Annotated in this window: 18 protein-coding genes; 7 read left to right on the plus strand and 11 right to left on the minus strand. The window is 62.1% G+C overall.

From position 1 onward, the window contains the following. Nucleotides 1–9: 9 nt before the first annotated feature. Complete coding sequence (locus ASC97_RS31050; protein ID WP_057472179.1) at nucleotides 10–1,437, plus strand: mannose-1-phosphate guanylyltransferase/mannose-6-phosphate isomerase; 1,428 nt, start codon at nucleotides 10–12, stop codon at nucleotides 1,435–1,437. Nucleotides 1,438–1,530: 93 nt separating this feature from the next. Continuing rightward, on the plus strand, nucleotides 1,531–2,844 hold the full coding sequence (locus ASC97_RS31055; RefSeq protein ID WP_057472180.1) for a UDP-glucose dehydrogenase family protein: 1,314 nt from the start codon (nucleotides 1,531–1,533) through the stop codon (nucleotides 2,842–2,844). Nucleotides 2,845–2,872: 28 nt separating this feature from the next. Here ASC97_RS31055 and ASC97_RS31060 read toward each other — a convergent pair whose 3' ends face one another. From ASC97_RS31060 to denD, 3 genes are all read right to left on the minus strand, one after another. Beyond that, a complete protein-coding gene (locus ASC97_RS31060) occupies nucleotides 2,873–4,633 on the minus strand; it encodes a putative bifunctional diguanylate cyclase/phosphodiesterase (RefSeq protein WP_057472181.1) in 1,761 nt (586 codons plus the stop codon). A gap of 189 nt (nucleotides 4,634–4,822) precedes the next feature. After that, nucleotides 4,823–5,719, minus strand: coding sequence for an NAD(P)-dependent oxidoreductase (locus tag ASC97_RS31065; protein WP_057472182.1), 897 nt, complete (start codon nucleotides 5,717–5,719; stop codon nucleotides 4,823–4,825). Next, entirely contained in the window at nucleotides 5,719–6,702 is a 984-nt protein-coding gene (gene denD, locus ASC97_RS31070; protein WP_057472183.1) for a D-erythronate dehydrogenase, read from the minus strand. The genes ASC97_RS31065 and denD overlap by 1 nt, the downstream gene beginning before the upstream one ends. A gap of 223 nt (nucleotides 6,703–6,925) precedes the next feature. Between denD and ASC97_RS31075 the strand changes: the two genes are divergently transcribed. Next, on the plus strand, nucleotides 6,926–7,330 hold the full coding sequence (locus ASC97_RS31075) for a VOC family protein (RefSeq protein ID WP_057472184.1): 405 nt from the start codon (nucleotides 6,926–6,928) through the stop codon (nucleotides 7,328–7,330). 96 nt (nucleotides 7,331–7,426) lie between these two features. Here ASC97_RS31075 and ASC97_RS31080 read toward each other — a convergent pair whose 3' ends face one another. From ASC97_RS31080 to ASC97_RS31090, 3 genes are all read right to left on the minus strand, one after another. Next, nucleotides 7,427–10,627 (minus strand): efflux RND transporter permease subunit, encoded by a 3,201-nt coding sequence (locus ASC97_RS31080; RefSeq protein WP_057472185.1) that lies wholly within the window; start codon nucleotides 10,625–10,627, stop codon nucleotides 7,427–7,429. A 219-nt stretch (nucleotides 10,628–10,846) separates the two neighbouring features. Continuing rightward, nucleotides 10,847–12,037, minus strand: a complete 1,191-nt coding sequence (locus tag ASC97_RS31085) for an efflux RND transporter periplasmic adaptor subunit (RefSeq protein ID WP_057472186.1) — start codon at nucleotides 12,035–12,037, stop codon at nucleotides 10,847–10,849. A gap of 36 nt (nucleotides 12,038–12,073) precedes the next feature. Further along, on the minus strand, nucleotides 12,074–12,895 hold the full coding sequence (locus tag ASC97_RS31090; protein ID WP_057472187.1) for an alpha/beta hydrolase fold domain-containing protein: 822 nt from the start codon (nucleotides 12,893–12,895) through the stop codon (nucleotides 12,074–12,076). A 167-nt stretch (nucleotides 12,896–13,062) separates the two neighbouring features. Here ASC97_RS31090 and ASC97_RS31095 point away from each other — a divergent pair, with 167 nt between their 5' ends. Continuing rightward, nucleotides 13,063–13,974 carry a LysR family transcriptional regulator gene (locus tag ASC97_RS31095; protein ID WP_057472188.1) on the plus strand — a complete coding sequence of 304 codons (912 nt, stop codon included), beginning with the start codon at nucleotides 13,063–13,065 and terminating at the stop codon, nucleotides 13,972–13,974. 315 nt (nucleotides 13,975–14,289) lie between these two features. Here the strand turns inward: ASC97_RS31095 and ASC97_RS31100 are convergent, their stop codons facing one another. Together ASC97_RS31100 and ASC97_RS31105 are read right to left on the minus strand one after the other, a co-directional pair. Next, nucleotides 14,290–15,192: an SDR family oxidoreductase gene (locus ASC97_RS31100; protein ID WP_057472189.1), complete on the minus strand. Its 903-nt coding sequence runs from the start codon at nucleotides 15,190–15,192 to the stop codon at nucleotides 14,290–14,292. Between the two features lie 65 nt (nucleotides 15,193–15,257). Beyond that, nucleotides 15,258–15,998, minus strand: a complete 741-nt coding sequence (locus ASC97_RS31105) for an SDR family oxidoreductase (RefSeq protein WP_057472190.1) — start codon at nucleotides 15,996–15,998, stop codon at nucleotides 15,258–15,260. A 123-nt stretch (nucleotides 15,999–16,121) separates the two neighbouring features. Between ASC97_RS31105 and ASC97_RS31110 the strand changes: the two genes are divergently transcribed. The 3 genes from ASC97_RS31110 to ASC97_RS31120 all read left to right on the plus strand — a co-directional run bounded on the left by ASC97_RS31110 (nucleotide 16,122) and on the right by ASC97_RS31120 (nucleotide 18,057). After that, complete coding sequence (locus tag ASC97_RS31110) at nucleotides 16,122–17,012, plus strand: LysR family transcriptional regulator (protein WP_057472191.1); 891 nt, start codon at nucleotides 16,122–16,124, stop codon at nucleotides 17,010–17,012. 51 nt (nucleotides 17,013–17,063) lie between these two features. Continuing rightward, the gene (locus ASC97_RS31115) at nucleotides 17,064–17,378 is read left to right on the plus strand and encodes a hypothetical protein (RefSeq protein ID WP_057472192.1); all 315 of its coding nucleotides are present in this window, start codon (nucleotides 17,064–17,066) and stop codon (nucleotides 17,376–17,378) included. 85 nt (nucleotides 17,379–17,463) lie between these two features. Continuing rightward, complete coding sequence (locus ASC97_RS31120; protein WP_057472193.1) at nucleotides 17,464–18,057, plus strand: DNA-3-methyladenine glycosylase; 594 nt, start codon at nucleotides 17,464–17,466, stop codon at nucleotides 18,055–18,057. Here ASC97_RS31120 and ASC97_RS31125 read toward each other — a convergent pair whose 3' ends face one another. Genes ASC97_RS31125 through ASC97_RS31135 form a run of 3 tightly spaced genes read right to left on the minus strand, consistent with a single transcriptional unit; the run spans nucleotide 18,058 to nucleotide 21,287 of the window. After that, nucleotides 18,058–19,599: a DHA2 family efflux MFS transporter permease subunit gene (locus ASC97_RS31125; RefSeq protein ID WP_057472194.1), complete on the minus strand. Its 1,542-nt coding sequence runs from the start codon at nucleotides 19,597–19,599 to the stop codon at nucleotides 18,058–18,060. Then, nucleotides 19,592–20,830, minus strand: coding sequence for an HlyD family secretion protein (locus ASC97_RS31130; RefSeq protein ID WP_057472195.1), 1,239 nt, complete (start codon nucleotides 20,828–20,830; stop codon nucleotides 19,592–19,594). The genes ASC97_RS31125 and ASC97_RS31130 overlap by 8 nt, the downstream gene beginning before the upstream one ends. After that, nucleotides 20,823–21,287 (minus strand): MarR family winged helix-turn-helix transcriptional regulator, encoded by a 465-nt coding sequence (locus ASC97_RS31135; RefSeq protein ID WP_057472196.1) that lies wholly within the window; start codon nucleotides 21,285–21,287, stop codon nucleotides 20,823–20,825. The genes ASC97_RS31130 and ASC97_RS31135 overlap by 8 nt, the downstream gene beginning before the upstream one ends. Between the last annotated feature and the right edge of the window lie 95 nt (nucleotides 21,288–21,382).

Genomic DNA, 21,382 nt, shown 5'->3' on the forward strand with positions numbered 1-21,382 from the left:
CACGCACACATGACGCAAAAGATCGTCCCAGTGATTATGGCAGGTGGCAAGGGCACGCGACTCTGGCCGTTGTCACGCGCAGCAGCGCCGAAGCAGTTCATCCGCTTCATTGGCGACCGAACGCTCTTCCAGGAAACGCTGGAGCGGGTCTCCGACCCGGCGCTCTATGCGGCACCCGTCGTGCTGACCAACGAGGAATTCCGCTTCCTCGTGGCCGAGCAGGCACGTGAGCTCGACCTGGCTCTCTCGGCGATCCTTCTCGAACCGATGGCGCGCAACACCGCTGCCGCGGTCGCTGCTGCCGCCACGCTGGTGCGCGATCGTTTCGGCGAAGACACGATCATGCACGTGCTGGGTTCCGACTACGAAATCGTCGCGGACGGCTCCTATTTCGACGCCGTGCGGACTGCCGCTGCCGCCGCCGCGGATGGCAAGCTGGTCACGTTCGGCATCAAGCCGACCGAGCCCGCAACCGGCTACGGCTACATCGAAGGCGGCGAAACGCTGCCGAGCGGAGCGCAGACGGTCAAACGGTTCATCGAGAAGCCCCCGCTTGCCACCGCGGAAGAAATGCTGGCGGCCGGAGGGTTCTACTGGAACTCGGGCATGTTCATGTTCACCGCCTCGCGCCTCCTCGGCGAAATGGTCAGCTACGCGCCCGCCGTCCTCAAGGCAGCAAGCGAAGCGGTCCGCCTAAGCGCAACGGACCTCGACTTCATCCGGCTTGACAAAGCCGCATTTGCGGAAAGTCCCAACATTTCCATCGACTATGCGATCATGGAGAAGACCAGCAACGCTGCCGTCGTTCCCTCGCCGTTCAAGTGGTCTGACCTCGGCAGCTGGGACTCCGTCTGGAAGAGCGGCAGCCGCGACCCCCAGGGCAATGTCGCAGCCGCCAACACGACCCTCGTCAACACGAAGAATTCGCTTGTCATGACGCACGGCGTTCACCTTGCGGTGCAGGGGATGGAGGACGTCGCCGTCGTCGCCAGCGAGGACGCAGTCTACGTGGGTCGGCTGCAGGACAGCCAGGAGGTCGGTGCCATCGTCAAGATGCTCGCCTCGATGCCGGCCACCTCGAGGCTGACGGAGACACACCCCACCTCCTACCGCCCGTGGGGCGGCTATACCTCCATCCTCAACGGTGACCGCTTCCAGGTGAAGCGGATCTTCGTGACCCCGGGCAAGAAACTCTCCCTGCAGAAGCACCATCACCGCTCGGAGCACTGGATTGTCGTCAGGGGAACCGCGGAGGTGACGATCGGCGAAACCGTCCAGATGCTACGCGAAAACGAATCGGTCTATATCCCGCTCGGCGAGGTTCACCGGCTGGCCAACCCCGGCAAGATCCTGCTCGAACTGATCGAAGTCCAGACCGGCTCCTACCTCGGCGAAGACGACATCATTCGCATCGTCGACGAGTTCGGACGCAACTGAGCGCCTTTGTCTTGAACTTATAAAGTTAGGCCTGTAACACCATAGTGATCCCGCCGTTCGGCGGGCCGCGATCGCTGTCCCAGGGATAACTCCATGCGTATTGTGATGATTGGCTCGGGCTATGTCGGCCTTGTCTCCGGTGCATGCCTCGCCGATTTCGGCCACCATGTGACCTGTGTCGACAAGTCGGCCGCCAAGATCGATGCGCTCGAAGCCGGCGAAGTGCCGATCTTCGAACCTGGCCTGAAGACGATCATCGCCCACAACAGAAGCGCCGGGCGGCTTGATTTCTCGAAGGATCTCGCGGCGCCGGTCGCCGCGGCCGACGTGGTGTTCATCGCCGTCGGCACGCCGTCGCGCCGTGGCGACGGCCATGCGGATCTGACCTATGTCTATGCGGCAGCTCGCGAAATTGCCGCAGCGGTAAGCGGCTTTACCGTGGTTGTCACCAAGTCCACGGTTCCCGTCGGCACCGGCGACGAACTCGAACGCATCTTCCGCGAGGAGTTCCCCGACAAGGATATCGAGGTCGTCTCCAATCCGGAATTCCTGCGTGAAGGTGCTGCGATCACCGACTTCAAACGACCCGACCGCATTGTCCTCGGCACCGAGGAGGCGCGTGCCGTCGAGATCATGCGGGAGGTCTATCGTCCGCTCTATCTGAACGAGGCGCCTCTCTATTTCTGCGAGCGCCGCACATCGGAACTGATCAAATACGCCGCCAATGCCTTCCTCGCCATGAAGATCACCTTCATCAACGAGATCGCCGACCTCTGCGAGCAGATCGGCGCCGACGTACAGAAGGTCGCCAAGGGCATCGGCATGGACAAGCGCATCGGCGACAAGTTCCTGCATGCCGGCCCGGGCTATGGCGGCTCCTGCTTTCCGAAGGACACGCTGGCGCTCGTCAAGACCGCGCAGGATTTCGATAGCCCGGTCCGCCTGATCGAGACGACCGTGGCGATCAACGACAACCGCAAGCGCGCCATGGGCCGCAAGGTCATCGCCGCCTGCGGCGGCACCGTGCGTGGCAAGAAGATCGCCATCCTCGGCCTGACCTTCAAGCCGAACACCGACGACATGCGCGACGCCCCGTCGATCACCATCATCCAGGCGCTGCTCGACGGCGGGGCTGCCGTCCATGTCTACGATCCCGAGGGCATGGATGATGCGAAGGACGTGCTGGGACCTGTCACCTACGGCAAGGATCCCTATGAGATTGCCGAAGGCGCCGACGCCGTCGTGCTGGTCACCGAGTGGGACGAGTTCCGCGCGCTTGATTTCAAACGCCTGAAGAAGCTGGTACGAAAGCCGATCCTCGTCGACTTGCGTAATATCTATCCGATCGCGGAAGTCGTCAGGCATGGTTTCAGCTACTTCGCGGTCGGCAAGAAGAGCGGAAAGTAAACGCGGCTGCATAGCGGCTCGCCGCAGGCTAACCGGCAACCGGTGAGACGAATATTCCATCGATCTCCGATGCAGGCACCGGACGCCCGAGGGCAAAGCCCTGCAGGGTTTCGCAACCGAGCTTGGCAAGCGTCGTGGCATGACCCTCGGTTTCGACTCCTTCGGCAATGACGCTGACACCCAGGGCCTTGGCAATTTCGATGATCGACTTGACGACCCGGCGTTGCTCGTCGGAGGTGTCGATCTCGTCGACAAGCTGCCGGTCGATCTTGAGCCGCGTCGGCCGCAACCGCACAAGCCCGATCAGGGAGGCATGGCCCGAGCCGAAATCGTCGATCTCGATCTCGATCCCCATCTGCTTGATCTGCTCGACGCTCTGAAGCATTTCGTCGTCGCAATCGTCGAGAAAGATCGTCTCGATGAGTTCGAAGACAATGGCGCTCTGCGGTATATCGAGGCTCAGCAGATCCTCCATGAGGTGAGGGTCGTAAAGCCGCTGGCCGGAGATATTGACGGCGATCCGCGGCACCGGCACGCCGCGACCTTCCCAATCGCGTCGGTCCTTGAGGACCCGCCTCAGGATCGCAGCATCGATATCGGCCGAGAGACCGTACTCGTCCGCGACCTTCAGGAAATCGCCAGGCACGAGGAGGCCCCGTTCAGCATGCTGCCATCGAACAAGCGCCTCCAGGCCGACGATCGCGCGCGTACGGGCATCGAGCTGCACCTGATAGAACGGAACAAACTCTCCGCCCTCCAGCGCAAGCTTCAGCTCTTCGCCAATCTGGCGTTTGGCCATCAACTCGTCCTTCAGCTGTTGCGTGAAGAACTGTATGCGATCGCGTCCGGCGGCCTTGGCGTGATAGAGCGCGATATCGGATTCGGCCAGCAGATTGGCGTCGCTTCGGTCCGCGGACCAGGAAATCCCGATGGATGCCCCGGACTGCAGCAGGTCGGCGCCGAAGCGGATTTTCTTGCGCAGGCGCCGCTGCACGTCGCGCGCGATCTGCTGCAGCACATCCACGCCGGTGAAATTGACCAGGATGATGACGAATTCGTCGCCTCCGATGCGGGCCGCGATGCTGCCTTTTGGAAGTCCCGCCTCGATCCGCAGGGCGGCCGCGCGCAGCACGGCGTCGCCGGCCGAATGACCATATCCGTCGTTGATCTGCTTGAACTCATCGAGATCGAGGTGCAGCACGGCGAGCGTCGACACCGTCGGATCCTCGGCTAGCTGCGCCAGCCGCTTGTCGAAAAGCCGCCGGTTCGGCAGGCCGGTCAGATAGTCGTGCTCGGCGGCGTACTCGATACGGGCGGCACTCTGCTCCAGTGCGAGTGCACGCGCCTCGGCCACGGCTCTCTGGCGTGCCGCCTCGGCATTGAGACGGACATCGGCCGTCACATCCCATTCTGCACCGATGAAGGAAGGCGCTCCCTCCTCGCTGACATAGAAATGCGCGCGCGACCGGATATATCGAACATCGCCGTCGGGCCAAACGATGCGGAACTCGGAGTTGTATTGGCCGCGACTGGCTACGGCATCGTCGAACTCGCGCTCGGCACGCTCGCGGTCGTCGGGGTGAATGGCATTGGTCCAGACCGACGTTGCAACAAGCCCGCTCTTGCGTCCGGTTTGGTAGAGGCGGTGCATCTGCCCGTCCCACGAGATTTCGTGTTTCTCCAGATCGTGTTGCCACACACCGATTTGCGAAGCGTCGAGCGCAAGCTCAAGACGCCGCAACAGATCCTGGAATTCCCGCTCGGATCGTGTGGAATCGTTAGGGACCAAAGCCGTCTAAGCCTCATGCAGCTTCAAAGCAACAGACCTCCACATGCCTGGAGGAAGCGTTCGATACACGCCGACCAATCGTTCCGCGAGAGTTTAGTGACAACCCTCCAAAAATCCATCAATGATTGTGCCGTGCCTCATCATCATTTCTGATTATCCGATCCACAGCCTCGCTGGATCGTCAGCCGCTCACGTCTGCTTTCGCGATCGGCCGTTCTTCTCTTCAAGATGCAGCAGCAATCCGCTGTGATCAATCTCCGCTCCGCCGCCTTCGACGAAGGCGGCAAATTCCGCGCGAACGTCTTCGGTGAGCGGCAAGCTCAACGATAGTCGTTGGGCTTCGGCGAGAATGTTGTTCAGGTCTTTCAACTGCAGTTTCGATGGACCTGCATGACCGAAGTTGCGTTCAACCATCCGCTGGCCGTGAATGTCGAGAATCCGGCTCTCTGCGAAACCACCGCGAATTGCCCGGCGAAATGCCTCTCGCGAGCCTCCGCCTGCCTCGACCAGCATCATGGCTTCGGCTATGGCACCGATCGTCACGGCGACGATCTGCTGATTTCCCAGCTTGGCAAGTTGACCGCTGCCGCTAGGCCCGACATGAGTGACGCGACCGAGCGGCACGAAGACGTCTGTCAGCTCCTCGACAACAGCCGCTTCCCCGCCAGCCATGATCGCGAGCGTTCCGGCCGCCGCCCCGACGACACCGCCTGAGACCGGCGCATCCAGATGCCGGATGCCGAGTTTCGCCAGCCTTGCTGCATGCTCGCGCGCAGCTTCCGGTGCGATCGAACTCGAATCGATCACCACGGCTCCCGCTTCAAGGGCCGGAGCGACACCTTGCGAAAACAGGACATCCCCCACAGCATTGCCGTCGCTCAGCATGAGGAACACGACGGACGCTCCCTTCACCGCCTCTGCGGCCGTATCCGCGACGATCGCTCCATCCTCAAGAAGCGCCTCGGCCTTGGTCCTGTCGCGATTCCACACCGTGACGGCGAACCCGGCATGCAGCAGCCGACGGGTCATCGGCGCTCCCATCAGCCCGGTGCCCAGAAACGCGATGCGGTGTACCATGTCGCTCATCAGAGATTGCCTTCCATTTCGTCTTCGATATGCGTCCGGATGATATCGTCAAACGACGCATCGGCGACGAACCCCAGTTCCTTCGCTCGCCGCGCATCGAATGCCTGCGGCCACCCCGCGACGATATTCATGACCAGTTGGTCGGGCTCGTGGCGGATCAGCCTGACGGCATCGTCGCCGGCAATGCGGCGCAGCGCCTCGATCTGTTCCGCCACCGTGGCACTGACTCCAGGCATCGTCAGATTTCGCCGCGAGCCGAGCGGCTCGAGATCGATGCCGGCGGCATGGATCAGGAAGCCGACGGCAGAGCGGGGCGAAGCGTGCCAGTGCCGGACCGTATCCGGCACCGGCAGGATCGCCGGCTGCCCGGCAAGCGGTTCGCGCAGTATGCCCGAGAAGAAGCCGGACGCGGCTTTGTTCGGCTTGCCGGGGCGGATGCAGATCGTCGGCAGTCGAATGCCGATACCATCGATGAACCCGCGGCGGGTATAGTCGGCGAGCAGGAGCTCGCCCATCGCCTTCTGCGTGCCGTAGCTCGTCAGCGGGGTCAGGTTGAAATCGTCCGGGATCACCTCGGGGAATGGCGAACCAAAGACCGCGATGGACGACGTGAAGACCACGCACGGCCGGTAACCATCCTCAAGGTGGGCAAGACGGATTGCCTCGAACAGCAGACGCGTCCCGTCGAGGTTGATGCCGTAGCCCTTTTCGAAATCCAGCTCCGCCTCGCCCGAAACGATAGCGGCAAGATGGAAAATCACATCAGGCCTTGGTTTGACGATCCGCGCCGCCTGACCGGGGCTCGAGATATCGGCAGCACTCGTATCGACGCGGCCGCCGAAGCCTTGCGGCACGGCGGGTTCGATCACGTCGACGAGTGAAAGACGGGAAACCGGCCGCCCGGCAAGCTGGCCATCGGACACCAGCCGCGCCGTCAACTTGCGTCCGATCATGCCGGCAGCGCCGACGATCGCGATATGCATTGAACGCCTCCATCAACCGATACCCCGAACGACTCCCTCCGCCCGATGTACGTCAATCAAGACTAGCTGGAGGATCGGCGCATGAAAACAGAAAAGGCGGAAGAGCAAGGTGTTTGTCGCGCAAGCTCGATTTTGCGATGGTCACTTCGGGGCACGATGCCGACGCCCGCGAACAGGCTGGTGTGAAACGGGTGGAGACCGAGCGAGTGGGAGAGAAGGATCAATGATTGGCTACACGATGGTTGGAACAAAGGACCTTGAGCGGTCGGTGCGCTTTTACGATCCGCTGTTTGCCGAGATGGGATTGGACAAATGTTGGCGTGATGATCAATCTGCCTCTTGGGGCAACGACGCTGATGAAAGCGTTCCGCGGTTTTTCACGGGTTTCCCTTTTGACAAAAACGCTGCCACCGTTGGTAACGGCGCGATGACGGCTTTTCTGGTCGGCGATGCGGCAAAGATCGATCGGCTGTATGCCATTGCCCTCCGAGAAGGCGGCACGACCGAGGGAGAACCGGGATTTCGGCCCCAGTACGGAGATGGATTCTACGGAGCCTATGTCCGCGATCCCGATGGCAACAAGCTGGCCTTTGTTTGCTATCGAGCTGAAAAAACGCAGGGTCTTTAGAGCTTCGTGACTAGATCGGACCGACTCTTAGCGTATTCCACATGCGAGTGAAGGCGGAGCAGTGCCCCGCCTTCTGCGTTGTCTGGACGATGGACTCTACTCGGCAGCCAGTCGTATCACCTCTGCCCCACCCTCTTCATGATGCTCCTCCTTGTGCTGCACCAGCGGACGGTTGCCCGTCAGCTTGCGCACCAGGACGTAAAAGACCGGCGTCATGAAGATGCCGAAGAAGGTGACGCCGATCATGCCCGAGAACACCGCGACGCCCATGGCCGCGCGCATCTCGGCACCGGCGCCGGTCGAGGTGACCAGAGGCACGACGCCCATGATGAAGGCCATCGAGGTCATCAGGATCGGACGCAGGCGCAGCCGGCTTGCCTCGATCGCCGCCTTGACGGGCGTCCGTCCCTCGAACTCCAGCTCGCGGGCGAATTCCACGATCAGGATCGCGTTCTTCGCCGAGAGGCCGACAAGGACGATGAGGCCGATCTGCGTGAAGATGTTGTTGTCTCCACCGGTGAGCCAGACGCCCGTCAGGGCGGCCAGAACACCCATCGGCACGATCATGATGATCGCCAGCGGCAGCGTCAGGCTTTCATACTGGGCGGCAAGCACGAGATAGACCAGCAGCAGCGCCAGCGGGAAGACGAGCAGGCCCGAGCTTCCGGCAAGGATCTGCTGATAGGTCAGATCCGTCCACTCGTAGCCGATGCCCTTCGGCAGCGTCTCGTCGGCGATCCTCTCGATCGCTGCCTGCGCCTGGCCCGACGAGAAGCCCGGTGCCGGACCGCCGTTGATATCGGCGGCCAGGAAGCCGTTGTAGCGGTTCGTGCGCTCCGGCCCGGTGGTGGCGTTGACTTTCAGCAGTGCCGAAAGCGGGATCATCTGGCCCGACGCCGAACGAACCTTCAACTGGCCGATATCGTCCGCGCTGGCGCGGAACTTGGCATCGGCCTGCACGCGGACGCTGTAGGTGCGGCCGAAGGCGTTGAAGTCGTTGACATAGAGCGAACCGAGATAGATCTGCAGCGTTTCGAAGACGTCGGTCACCGATACGCCGAGCTGTTCTGCCTTGGCGCGATCAAGGTCCGCATAGAGCTGCGGCACGTTGATCTGGTAGCTTGAGAAGAGCCCTGCCAGTTCGGGTGCCTGATAGGCCTTGGCAAGGAATGCCTTGTTGGCCTCGTCAAGCGCCTGGTAGCCGAGACCGGCCCGATCCTCGAGCTGCAGCTTGAAGCCGCCGGTCGTGCCGAGACCCTGGACGGGCGGCGGCGGGAACATGGCGATGAAAGCATCCTGGATCGCACCGAACTTCTGGTTCAGCTGCATGGCAATTGCCCCACCCGAGAGATCGGGTGTCCTGCGCTCCTCGAAGGGCTTCAGGCTGACGAAAACGATACCCGCGTTCGAGCTGTTGGTGAAACCGTTGATCGAGAGACCCGGGAAGGCAATCGCATGCTCGACGCCGGGCTGCTGCAGGGCGATGTCGCTCATGCGCTTGATGACGTCTTCGGTGCGGTCCAGGCTCGCGGCGTCCGGCAGCTGTGCGAAGCCGATCAGATACTGCTTGTCCTGTGCCGGAACGAAGCCGCCGGGCACGGCGTTGAAGAGGCCGTAGGTCGCTCCGGCCAGCGCGAGGTAGATCACCATGACGATGCTCTTCCTCGACAACAGACCGCCGACGCCCCTGCCATACGCGTTCGAACCGGCGCTGAAGGCACGGTTGAAGCCACGGAAGAACCAGCCGAAGACGAAGTCCATGCCCCGCGTCAGCCAATCCTTCGGCGCATGGTGGTCCTTCAGCAGAAGGGCTGCCAGTGCCGGGGACAATGTCAGCGAGTTGATGGCCGAGATGACGGTCGAGATCGCGATCGTCAGCGCGAACTGGCGATAGAACTGACCCGACAGGCCGGTGATGAAGGCCAGCGGCACGAAGACCGCCACCAGCACCAGCGCGATCGCGACGATCGGCCCGGACACTTCCTTCATGGCGCGATAGGTCGCCTCGCGTGGACTGAGCCCGTTTTCGATATTGCGTTCGACGTTCTCGACGACGACGATCGCATCGTCCACCACGATACCAATCGCAAGCACGAGACCGAAGAGGCTGAGTGCGTTGATCGAGAAGCCGAAGACATACATGACTGCGAACGTACCGATGATCGATACAGGAACCGCAATCAGCGGAATGATCGACGCACGCCATGTCTGCAGGAAGAGAATGACGACGATGACGACGAGTGCGATCGCCTCCAGCAGCGTGTCCACGACCTTCTCGATCGACGCGCGCACGAACTTCGTCGTATCGTAGACGATCTCGTACTTCACGCCCTCGGGCATTGCCAGCTGCAGCTCGTTCATGGTCTTGACGACCTCGTCCGAGATGGTGATGGCGTTGGAGCCGGGAGCCTGGAAGACCGGGATGGCGACCGCCGCCTTGCTGTCGAGCAGCGAGCGTAGCGAGTAATCGGCGGCACCCAGCTCGACGCGCGCGACGTCGCGCAGGCGGGTGATCTCGCCGTTCGTGCCGCTCTTGACGATGATGTTGCCGAACTCTTCTGGGGTCTGCAGACGGCCTTGCGCGTTGACGTTCAGCTGGACGTCGATACCGGGCAGGCTTGGCGACGCCCCGATGGTCCCGGCAGCGGCCTGAACGTTCTGCTGGCGGATGGCGTTGGTGATGTCGCTGGCGGCAAGGCCATGCTCGGCCGCCTTCTGCGGATCGATCCAGACGCGCATCGAATAATCGCCCGAACCGAAGATCTGCACCTGGCCGACGCCCTGGATGCGTGCAAGCCGGTCCTTGACGTTCAACACGCCGTAGTTGCGCAGGTAGGTGATGTCGTAGCGGTTGTCAGGCGAGGTCAGGTTCACGACCATCATCAGATCAGGCGAACTCTTGACCGTGGTGACGCCGATGCTCTTCACTTCTTCCGGCAGGCGGGGTTCAGCCTGCGAGACGCGGTTCTGGACGAGCTGCTGCGCTTGGTCAGGGTCCGTGCCGAGCTTGAAGGTGACGGTCAGCGTCATCACGCCGTCCGATGTCGCCTGGCTGGACATGTAGAGCATGCCCTCGACGCCGTTGATCTGCTCTTCGAGCGGCGTGGCGACGGTTTCGGCGATCACCTTCGGGTTGGCGCCGGGATAGGTGGCGCGCACGACGATCGACGGCGGGACGACTTCCGGATACTCGGAAATCGGCAGCGCTCGCAGGCCGATGAGGCCGGCGACCACGATCAGGACCGATAGAACCCCGGCGAATACCGGGCGGTCGACAAAGAATCTCGAGATGTTCATTTCAAAGCCCTCTCCGGGATGAAACTGGATGCAACGGCCCTCTCCGGCGGTTGGGAATGCCGCCGGTGGGGTAGTATGATGTCTAAAGGCCCTCTCTGGCTGCCGGCCTTCGCCCCACAAGGGGGAGAAAATCCGTGGCACCGCCTTGTCCGATTTTGGAACGGTGCGGCAGCTAAACCCCTCCCCCTTGTTGGGAGGGGTTGGGGAGGGGTCTTGTGCTTACTGAGCGGTCGCGACCTTCTCTTCCATCTGCGGCGCCACGACAGCACCGGGACGAATGCGCTGCAGGCCGTTGACGACGATCCTGTCGCCAACCGCAAGGCCGCTTTCCACAACGCGCTCACCTTCGGCAGCGATGCCGAGCTGGACCGGCCGGTAGCTCACCTTGTTTTCCGCATCGACGACGAAGACGAACTTCTTGTCCTGGTCGGTGCCGATGGCGCGCTCGCTGATCAGGACCTTGTTCTCGGCCTTCGGCTGGCCCATGCGGACGCGGACGAACTGGCCGGGGATAAGCTTGCCGCCCGGATTGTCGAACACGGCGCGAACGCCGATCGTGCCGCTTGCGGCATCGACCTGGTTGTCGATCAGCTGCAGCTTGCCCTTGATGGGCGTACCCTGATCGGCAAGCGTGCCGACCTCGACGGGGACCTGCTCGATGGCAGGCACTGCGCCGTCGCCAGCGGGTAGCTGCGCAAGCGCCTTGGCGACCATCTCCTCGCTGGCATTGAAGCTGGCGTAGATCGGATCGACGGAGACGAGCGTCGTCAGTGCCGGCGAGGTTGACCCTGCGGCGACGAGGTTGCCGACCGTGATCTCGAACTTGCCGACGCGTCCGGCGACCGGCGCGCGGACTTCGGTATAGCCGAGTTCGAGCTGAGCAGAATGAAGGGCGGCCTGCGCAGTGCGAAGACCCGCCTGCGCTTCCGTAAATGCATTCTGGCGCTGGTCCATGTCGCTTTGCGAAATGGTCTTGTTTTCGGAAAGCCTGCGGCCGCGCTCAAGCTCTATCTGCGAAAGATTGACCTTGGCTTCGGCAGAGGCCACCTGCCCTTCCGCCTGCGAGACGGCGGCCTGGTATGGCGCGGGATCGATGGTGAAGAGCAGATCGCCCGCCTTTACCAGCGCACCCTCGCGGAAGTGAACCGACTGGACGGCGCCGGCAACCCGCGAGCGGACCTGCACGCGGTCGACGGCTTCAAGCCGGCCCGAGAATTGTTCCCAGTTGGTGACGTCGCGGCTGGCGACGACGGCAACCGTGACCGGCACAGCGGGAGCCTGTGCGGGTGCGGAAGCGGCCGTGGCGGTCGCGCTCATCGGCAGTTCGAAAAAGATGGCTGCGGCCGAAACGGACGCAGCAAGGCCCAAGCCGGCGCCCACAAGGGCCCAGCGCTTCTTACTGGACGTCATTGGTACTCTCCTTACGGCCCTCACGGCCGGAAATGATCAGTTCGTCTTCGATGCAATGGGTTGAATGCTGAGGGTCTTCACGAAACTTCCGAACTCGCGGCTGATGCTGTCCTGCCAGGTGGAAGTCTCTTCGGACGTCCCGCCATAAATCGATGGCCAGCCTGTCCCGGCGGGAAGGACGTGCTGGCGAACTCCGACGCCTGCCTGCTTGAGGCGATCGGCATAACCGAGCGTCTCGTCGTAGAGCGGATCGTCTTCAGCTGTAAAAAACAGTGCGGGCGCAACGCCCGAAATACGCGAACAAAGGCACGGCGCCGCGTAGGGGTGGCAGCCGCCGCCGCTGAGGTAGTGGCTCCAGCCTTCGGCCCAGCGTTGACGCATGCCGATGCCGTCGGCCTTGCGGATTGACGACGTTCCCATGAACGGATCGAGCAACGGCGAAATCAGGATCTGTCCGTCGAGCGCCTCGGCATAGTGATCTCGTGCCTTGAGGGCGACGCCGGCGGCGATGTTGCCACCCGCTTCCTCACCAGCGACGAGAAGCAGAGAATTGCGATCGCCCAGACCCGACGCCCGCTTGTTCGCCATGTAGGAAAACAGCGAGTAGCCGACTTCGAGCGGCTTCGGAAAAACGTTGCCGAGCGGTGCGTTGTAGTCGGGAACGACGACGATGGAGCCGGCTCGCGCCATGCTCTCGGCAACAGCGCTGTCCTTGATGCCGGATTGCAGGAATGCGCCCCCGTGAAAGAACAGCACGATCGGCGAACCCTTGCCGTATTCGGCGCCCTGATAGACGCGCGCGGAAACGGGGCCAGTGGCCACCTTCTCCAGCAACATGTCCTTCACCTGCACCGTCATCGTCGCGGCCTTCGCTTCACCGGAGTAACGTATTGCTCGTCGTCACGACTTGCAATTTCTGAAAAAAAGATATTGTTATTCCAGTCTCGGAATAAGAAGCGTCATCGCGATTACACTGTTCCGAATTTCGAACAATACCGCAGTGCAACCTTATCAGGTGATTTCCGATGGACCAGCTCTCGGCAATGCGCGCCTTCATTCGCGTCGTGGAGACAGGCAATTTCACACGGGCCGCCGACACGCTCGCCATGCCCAAGGCGACGGTGACCAATCTCATCCAGGGGCTTGAAGCGCATCTGCACACCAAGCTCCTCAATCGCACGACCCGACGCGTCATGGTGACGACAGACGGCGCACTCTACTACGAACGAGCGGCGCAGATCGTGTCCGAACTCGAGGAACTGGACGGAAGCCTGACGAACTCGCAGGGCCTGCCGAGCGGACGCCTGCGCGTCGAGATGGCGGGCGCCTTTGCGGACTGGATCGTCGTGCCCGCGCTCTGCGACTTCTACCAGAAGTATCCGGATATCCGCATCGATCTCGGCGTCGGAGACCGAACGGTCGACTACCTCGCGGAGAACGTCGACTGCGCGTTGCGCGCCGGCACGCCGGCCGACCAGTCGCTGATCGCGAGACGCGTCTCGGAAGTCGATCTAATCACTTGCGCGTCGCCCCTCTATGTCGAGAAATTCGGCAAACCCCAGCGGCCCGAGGATCTCGAAAACGATCATTATTCGGTCAGCTATTTTCGCGCCCAGACAAACCGGACCCTCCCGTTCGAGTTCCGCAAGGACAACGAACAGCTGGAAATCAGCCCGCGATACATGGTATCCGTCAACGACAGCAGGACCTTCGTGACCGCAGCAATGACCGGCCTCGGTATCGCGCAACTGCCCCGCTTCATGATCCGCGAGGCGTTGGCCAAGGGAGAACTGGTGCAGGTGCTGCCGGAATGGAACCGCGAACCGCTCGCGCTCTACATCGTCTATCCGCCCAACCGACACCTCAGCAACAAGGTGCGTGTCTTCGTGGACTGGCTGGTCAAATTGCTGGTGGAAGCCAAGCTGAACGAGACCTGACAGAAGTGCGGCCCGGAAGGGAGTTCCTTCGACGGGCCGCAACTGTCTGATTTTTATTTCATTCTTACATTCTCTGCCGCGCCACCAGGGGAAATGGCCCAGCAGGTATTTGAGGCTGGAGATCCGGGATTGGAGGCGTCCCGGCTGCCCCTACCCCACTAATATAGACAATACGAATACAAATGTAAGTGCTCATTCTGCCGAACGATCATTCGCGAAATTGAAACAATGCCTGCGGGTGCGCCGGTTTTGTATTGGCCGGAGCAAGTCGAGGGCCAGCTTTCGATCCCGAAACCTGACCCTGATCTTATGATTTCAGCCGATAGCGGATGGCTTTAGCAGATCCTGCAGACCGATATTGCGGAACATTTCGGCCCGGACGCGGTCGGCAACACCATTGACGATTTCGGCACCGTCCTGCGAGGGATCCACATGAACGCGGAAGGGGCGCGTGCCGAACGGCATGGCGACGACGTCGACGATGGCAACTGCGACCGTGCCTGCATCGGCATCCGCTGGCTCCAGGGCGGCCAGGCCCTGCAATGCCCGCTCCGGCACACCCTTGTATGGACCCTCGTTGTATTCGGCGGCCCGCACCGTGTCCGCAGGCGACCCGGAATGGGCGAAGTGATTGGTGCCCTTGGTAAAGGCGCCCGGAACGACGATCGACGTCTCGATACCCCACCGGGTGAGCTCGGCGGCGTAGGAAACGGCCAGCGAATCCATCGCTGCCTTGGCGGCGAAGTAGGGCGAGAGATATGGAGGCGTGCCGCCGCGGGTGCTGGACGAGGAAACCCAGACGACGAGGCCCTTCCCTTGCTTGCGCAGGTAGGGGAGCGCAGCTCGGTTCACACGCTGGGTGGAGAGCACGTTGATGTCGAAGAGTTCGGCAAACTGTTCCGGCGTGAAGGCTTCGGCCGGACCAAACGACATATGGCCGGCATTGTGTATGACGACGTCGAGGCGCCCGGCGTCGGCGACGATCTTGGCGATGCCTGCTTCGACGGAGGCGTCGGAGGCGACATCGAGTTCGACCGAGCGCAGGTCGACGCCGTTTTCCTTGGCGAACGCTGCGGCATCCGCCACCGCCTTGGCGTTGCGGCCTTCCGTGGCGCGTATGCCGGCGTAAACCGTATGGCCTTCCTTGGCGAGGGCGCGGGCGGTGAGAGCACCGAAGCCGCTGGATGCACCGGTTATGACGATGACTTGCTTGCTCATTGTCCTGTTCCTTCCTCGAGATGTGTTGATGGAGCGTTGGGGTCGGCGGCTCGCCGCCCGGCCACTCAGACCATGCCGCCGTTGGCGCGCAGCACCTGGCCGTTGATCCAGGAGCCGTCGGGGCCGGCGAGGAAGGAGACCGATGCGGCAATATCCTCGGGTGTTCCCAGGCGTTCGAGCGGGTTCATCTTCGCCATGCGGGCGACGAGTTCGTCGGACTTGCCGTTCAGGAAAAGATCGGTGGCCGTCGGGCCAGGTGCGATGGCGTTGACGGTGATTTTGCGACCGCGCATTTCCTTCGACATGATCGCCGTCATGGTTTCGACGGCGGCCTTGGTGGCGGCATAGACGCCGTAGGTTTCAAGCTTTGCGCCGACCACGGAGGTCGAGAAGTTGACGATCCGGCCGCCGTCGCGCAGGCGTTTGCCGGCTTCGCGCAGCGTGTTGAACGTGCCCTTCAGGTTGACGCCGATCTGCCGGTCGAAGTTGGCGTCGTCGGCCTCGGCGATCGAGGACAGCATCATGATACCGGCATTGTTGACGAGGACGTCGATTCCGCCGAAGGCCGCTTCCGCTGCATCGAACATGTGGCGAACCGCTTCGGCGTCGCTCACGTCCGCCTTGGCCGTCAGTGCCTTGCCGCCGTTCTGTTCGATTTTCGCCGCCAACTGCTCAGCCGGAGCAGCATTGCCGGAGTAATTGACGACCACGGTGAATCCGTCCTTGGCGAGACGCTCTGCGATCGCTGCGCCGATGCCTCTGGAAGCGCCGGTAACCAGTGCGACTTTGTTTCCTGATGTAGCCATTGTCTTTCTCCTTCAGTCGTTTGCGCCGCAGCGCGTTTTCGATGAGCAGAAGATGACGCTTTCAATCCTGCGGATAATCATCCATTATTCGGCATCACTATCCGGGGATCGCGAACAACCGAGATGGACAGATTCGATGCCATGCGGGTATTCTCCCGTGTCGTGGAACGCCGCAGTTTTACCGCCGCCGCCGAAGACACCGGCCTGCCGCGCTCCACCGTCACCGATGCCGTCAAGCAGCTGGAAGCCCGCCTCGGCGTCCGCCTGCTGCAGCGGACAACGCGCCATGTGAGCCCGACACTCGACGGAGAAGCCTACTACCAACGCTGCCTGACGATCCTCTCCGATATCGAGGATGCCGAAGGCGCATTTGCAGGCGCCAAGCCGAAGGGCATGTTGCGGGTCGATGTGCACGGTACGCTCGCCCGGCATTTCGTGCTGCCCAGCCTACCATCTTTCCTGGAGACCTATCCAGACATCGAATTCTACATGAGCGAGGGCGACCGGCTGGTGGATCTCGTCCGCGAAGGCATCGACTGCGTGCTGCGCGTCGGCACCCCGCAGGATAGCGACATGGTGGCCCGGCGCGTTGCAATGCTCGAGGAAGTGACGCTGGTCTCGCCGGGCTATATCGAGAGATACGGGATGCCGGAGCATCCCGAAAAGCTGGAGGGGCACCGCATGGTCGGTTTCCGTTCGACGGCGACCGGCGGGATTCTCCCGCTCGAATTCATCGTCGACGGCGCCGTCCGCAACGCCGTGCTGCCTGCCGTCGTCACCGTGAATGCCGCCGAGAGCTTCATCTCGGCCGCGCGGCTCGGCCTCGGCATGATCCAGGTGCCGCGCTATCATGCAGAAAGGGATCTGGCATCCGGCGCGCTCGTTCACGTCCTGCCGGATTTCCCGCTCACCGAGACGCCGGTCTCTCTGCTTTATCCCCGCAACAGGCAGCTCTCGCCGCGCGTGCGCGTTTTCAACGATTGGCTGGTGAAGGTCTTTGCTCGACAATCCTAGCAAAAAGCGCTTCACTTCCCGCCATTGTCGGAAGAACCGGGAGACGTGTCCATGGCCATCACAGATGTCACAGTGCACCCAAAGGACGGCGGCTTCGTTGTTGCCTTCGGCGATCAGTCAGGCAACGGCATAGCAGTCACTCTCTACGCCGCAGCCTCTCCAGGGCTGACAAGCGACAACGCCATAACGCGCGCCAGGGCGCTGCTTGCGACAGCCCTGCAGAGCTCGCAGACGGATGGCCCGCGCGGCAAGGATCCGGCCCTTCTGGAAGAAGAGCTGGAGGAAGGCCTCGAAGATACATTTCCGGCAAGCGATCCGGTCTCGGTGACCGGGTCGACCATCGCTCACTCCAAACCCGGCCATTGACCGCGGCCAGTTGCCGGAATCCCGCGGTTCCCAATCGTATCGGCTGCGGTCGCGGCAGAACATCGTGCCAAAATCAGAAGGACAAATGACGCAAGCGCTTGGTGCAAACGGCACCGCCCCCCTCACCGGCCACGAGCTTCAGAGCTTCTTCGAGCGCGACGCCATCGCCGTGGCGCGGGAGCTGCTCGCCTGTCGTCTCTTCGTCGGCAATGCCGGAGGCCGCATCGTCGAGACAGAGGCGTATTTCCCGGATGATGAAGCCTCTCATGCCTTTCGTGGCCCGACGCGGCGCAACGGCGCCATGTTCGGCCGCCCCGGCAACGTCTACATCTACCGCATCTACGGGATGCATTGGTGCTTGAATTTCGTCTGCACTCCAGGCTCGGCGGTCCTCATTCGCGCGGTGGAACCGGAGGTCGGTCTTGCCGAAATGATCGCGCGCCGCGGCACCGACGTGCCGGCGCAGCTTTGCAGCGGCCCGGGCAAACTCTGCCAGGCGCTCGGTATCGACATCGCTCTCAACGACCGGCTGCTCGACCGCAAGCCCTTTTCGATCGTGCCATCCGCGCGGCCTGCCGACATCGTCACCGGCAAGCGGATCGGCATAACGAAAAATGCCGAAGCACCATGGCGCTTCGGCATTTTGGGGTCGCCTTATCTCAGCAAGCCGTTTCGGTGATCATTCCATGACGGCGCTGTGGTCCATGACCGGCGCCACCTTCGGCTTGCGCAGCAGAAGCGCCAGGGGAATAACCGCAAGCGACATGATCATCAGCAGCTTGAAGTCGTCCATATAGGCGATGATGGTGGACTGCAGCGTGATCAGCTCGTTCAGCGATGCCCGTCCGGCGGCCGTCAGCGGGCTCAACCCGTGTGCAGCAGTCGCTTCGAAGGCCCGGTTGAACGGCGTCACATAGGCCGCAATCGTCTCGTGGTTCACCTGAGCGTTTTCCACCAGCAGAGCGGAAACGATCGAGATGCCGACGCTCGATCCGATGTTTCGCGACAGATTGTAGAGACCTGTCCCTTCGCCGCGCATATGCGCGGGCAGCGTCGAAAAGGCAATCGTCGTCAGCGGCACGAACAGGAAGCCGAGACCGGCACCCTGGACGAAGCCGACCGAAACGATGGTCCACTGCGACACATCGGGCGTCCAGCCGGTCATGTCGTACATCGCCCATGCCGTCAGGCTGAGCCCGAGCACCAGGAGAAGGCGCGTATCCACCTTGCCGATCAGCCTGCCGACGATGAACATGCAGAGCATCGTACCCAATCCGCGCGGCCCCATGACGATGCCTGCCGTAATGACGGGGTAGCCCATCAGCGTTTGCAGATAGGGCGTCATCAGCGCCAGCGAGGCGAGATACGTAATGCCGATCACGAAGATGAAGATCATGCTGACGCTGAAGTTCCGGTCCAGAAACAGCTTCGGATTGACGAAGGATTTTTCGGCGGTCAGCGTGTGCACGATCAACAGATAGAAGGCCGCCGCGCACACGATTGCCTCTATCATGATTTCGCCGGACGCAAACCAGTTGAGCTGTTCGCCGCGGTCGAGAAAAAGCTGCAGCGACGCGATCCCGAGACTCATCATCCCGAAACCGAACCAGTCGAGCTTGGCCAGCATGTCCCGCTTCGTCTCCGTGACGTAGATGACGATACCCGCAAACGCCAGCGCGCCGATCGGCACGTTGATGTAGAAGACCCAGCGCCAGCTGATGTTGTCGGTGAGCCAGCCGCCGATGACGGGCCCGAGGACCGGCCCGACCATGACCGAGACGCCAAATAAAGCCATGGCCGAGCCGCGCTCCTCGACGGTATAGATGTCGAGGAGGATGCCCTGGGACAGGGGAACCAGCGACGCGCCGAACAGCCCCTGAAGGAGACGGAAGGCGACGATCTGGTTGAGAGACTGCGCCAGGCCGCAAAGAACAGACGCGACGACGAAGCCGACGATCGCAGTCAGCAGCACCCGCTTGCGGCCGAACTTGGCAGCCAGAAATCCCGACGGCGGCGTCATGATGGCGGCCGCGACGATATAGGAAGTCAGCACCCAGTTGATCTGGTCGGCGCTCGCCGAAACACTGCCCTGAATATAGGGCAGCGCCACATTGGCGATCGTGGTGTCCAGTGCCTGCATGATGACGGCCAGGATGACGCAAGCCGTGATCGCGCCTCGATTGGCAACCGGGGTGACCGGCGAAGAAGCGACGCTACTCATGATCCTTGCCGCCGGAGCGGCCCAAAAGCTTGGAGACGAAATCCGGAAGGCCGCGGGCACGGCCCGTATCGACATCGACCACCGTGCTCATGCCGACGCGAAGCGGCGGCTTGCCCGCCGTATCCTTGATGCTGACGCGCATGGGAATGCGCTGGACGACCTTGACCCAGTTGCCGGTGGTGTTCTGTGCCGGCAGCAGCGAGAAGCTGGAGCCTGACGCTGGGCTGATGCTCTCGACCTTGCCCTTCCACTCGACGCCCGGATAGGTGTCGACGTAGATGCTGACCGTCTGACCCGGCTTCACGTAGGTCAGTTCCGTCTCCTTCGGGCTTGCCGCAATCCAGAGGTTGCTCGTCGATACCAGCGCGAAGGCTTGCGACGACGCCTGCAGGTAGGAGCCGGGCTGAAGAGAGTTCACATTGGTCGCGATACCGTCGAACGGCGCCTTGACGACGCTGTGGTCGAGTTCGCGCTGCGCGTCATCGACCTTCGCCTTGGCCTCGAGGTAGAGCGGATTTTTCTCGACGGGCTGATCGGCGTTGCCGCCGAGTTGCGCCAGCGTCGCAGCGGCCTCCGCCTTGGCGACGGCGACCTTCTGGCGGCCGGCATCGAGGTTGTGCTTTGCCTGATCGAAGGCGGCGCGCGTTGCGGCCGCGCTGTTGACGAGGTTCTGCTGGCGGTCGAACTCGCTCTGATAATAGGGAATGTCGGCTTCTGCCTGCGTGATCTCGGCCAGCGACTGCTGATAGCTGGCCTTCAGGTTCAGGATCTGGTTGCGCACCGCGCCGAGCTGAGCTTCCGCCCCGTCGAGCGCGATCTTGAAGGAATCCTGCCGCAGGCTGAAGAGCACCTGACCCTTCTTGACCGCTTCGTTTTCGTGGACGTTGATCTGGTCGACGATGCCGGAAACGTCCGTCGTCAGGCCAACCATGTCGGCTTGGATATAGGCGTTGTCGGTCGACATGATCTGACCGCCGTTGACGTAGTAGTATCCGCCGACGACGAGCGCGACCGGCAACAATGCGAAAAGAACGGGCCGCGAGAGGCTGCGCCGGCGGCGGACCTTTGTGCCGCCGGGCGCAGCCACGGCAGTAGCGGGCGCTGAATTGGATGAAGGCGCCTCGGCTACCGTTTCCTCACGGTCGGAAACCTCTATTTCTTCAACTGGGGTCTTGGTCTTGGTCTTGGCATTTGCGTCGGCGACGACGCGCAGGGAGTGTTTGTCAGCCATGGTTGGTCTCATTCTCGGCCAGGGGGGTCCGGCAGGCCTGCACTAGGTTGGTTTTCATCAGGGACAGGATCTGGAACAGCGCGTCGCGCTGATCGGCCGATACGCCATCCAATGCTTCGCCGCGCGTCACCTCTCCGATCTCGCGCATCGCCGCCAAAAGCGGCCGGGCTTCATCTCTCATATAGAGAAGCCATATGCGGCGATCGGTCGGATGCTGCCGGCGCTCGACAAGTCCACGCTCGGCAAGCTTGTCCAGACTGCGCACAAGTGTGATCGGTTCAATTTCAAGGATCTCGGCGAGCCCGCCCTGGTGGATTCCCTCGTTGCTGGAGAGATACGCCAGTGTTTGCCACTGCGACCGCGTCAATCCGAGGCATTTGGCACGCTGCTCGAACCGCTTGCGCAACAGGCGAGCGATATCGTGCAGGAGGAAGCCGAGGGTCGGATTGCCGTTCATTGATGTTTGCGCCAATCATAAGCACACTTATAATGTGCTCAGATATATTAAGCGTGTGCAACGCACAAGTGCGCCGATTGCAGATTCCGCAGATG

This window comes from Rhizobium sp. Root1203, assembly GCF_001424945.1.
Classification (GTDB): Bacteria; Pseudomonadota; Alphaproteobacteria; order Rhizobiales; family Rhizobiaceae; genus Rhizobium.

Bases quoted from the DNA above. Each gene is read 5' to 3' on its own strand.
- ASC97_RS31050 (WP_057472179.1), top strand. From the start codon at position 10: ATGACGCAAAAGATCGTCCCAGTGATTATGGCAGGTGGCAAGGGCACG.
- ASC97_RS31055 (WP_057472180.1), top strand. From the start codon at position 1,531: ATGCGTATTGTGATGATTGGCTCGGGCTATGTCGGCCTTGTCTCCGGT.
- ASC97_RS31065 (WP_057472182.1), bottom strand. From the start codon at position 5,719: ATGAGCGACATGGTACACCGCATCGCGTTTCTGGGCACCGGGCTGATG.
- denD (WP_057472183.1), bottom strand. From the start codon at position 6,702: ATGCATATCGCGATCGTCGGCGCTGCCGGCATGATCGGACGCAAGTTG.
- ASC97_RS31075 (WP_057472184.1), top strand. From the start codon at position 6,926: ATGATTGGCTACACGATGGTTGGAACAAAGGACCTTGAGCGGTCGGTG.
- ASC97_RS31080 (WP_057472185.1), bottom strand. From the start codon at position 10,627: ATGAACATCTCGAGATTCTTTGTCGACCGCCCGGTATTCGCCGGGGTT.
- ASC97_RS31085 (WP_057472186.1), bottom strand. From the start codon at position 12,037: ATGACGTCCAGTAAGAAGCGCTGGGCCCTTGTGGGCGCCGGCTTGGGC.
- ASC97_RS31090 (WP_057472187.1), bottom strand. From the start codon at position 12,895: ATGACGGTGCAGGTGAAGGACATGTTGCTGGAGAAGGTGGCCACTGGC.
- ASC97_RS31095 (WP_057472188.1), top strand. From the start codon at position 13,063: ATGGACCAGCTCTCGGCAATGCGCGCCTTCATTCGCGTCGTGGAGACA.
- ASC97_RS31100 (WP_057472189.1), bottom strand. From the start codon at position 15,192: ATGAGCAAGCAAGTCATCGTCATAACCGGTGCATCCAGCGGCTTCGGT.
- ASC97_RS31105 (WP_057472190.1), bottom strand. From the start codon at position 15,998: ATGGCTACATCAGGAAACAAAGTCGCACTGGTTACCGGCGCTTCCAGA.
- ASC97_RS31110 (WP_057472191.1), top strand. From the start codon at position 16,122: ATGGACAGATTCGATGCCATGCGGGTATTCTCCCGTGTCGTGGAACGC.
- ASC97_RS31115 (WP_057472192.1), top strand. From the start codon at position 17,064: ATGGCCATCACAGATGTCACAGTGCACCCAAAGGACGGCGGCTTCGTT.
- ASC97_RS31120 (WP_057472193.1), top strand. From the start codon at position 17,464: ATGACGCAAGCGCTTGGTGCAAACGGCACCGCCCCCCTCACCGGCCAC.
- ASC97_RS31125 (WP_057472194.1), bottom strand. From the start codon at position 19,599: ATGAGTAGCGTCGCTTCTTCGCCGGTCACCCCGGTTGCCAATCGAGGC.
- ASC97_RS31130 (WP_057472195.1), bottom strand. From the start codon at position 20,830: ATGGCTGACAAACACTCCCTGCGCGTCGTCGCCGACGCAAATGCCAAG.
- ASC97_RS31135 (WP_057472196.1), bottom strand. From the start codon at position 21,287: ATGAACGGCAATCCGACCCTCGGCTTCCTCCTGCACGATATCGCTCGC.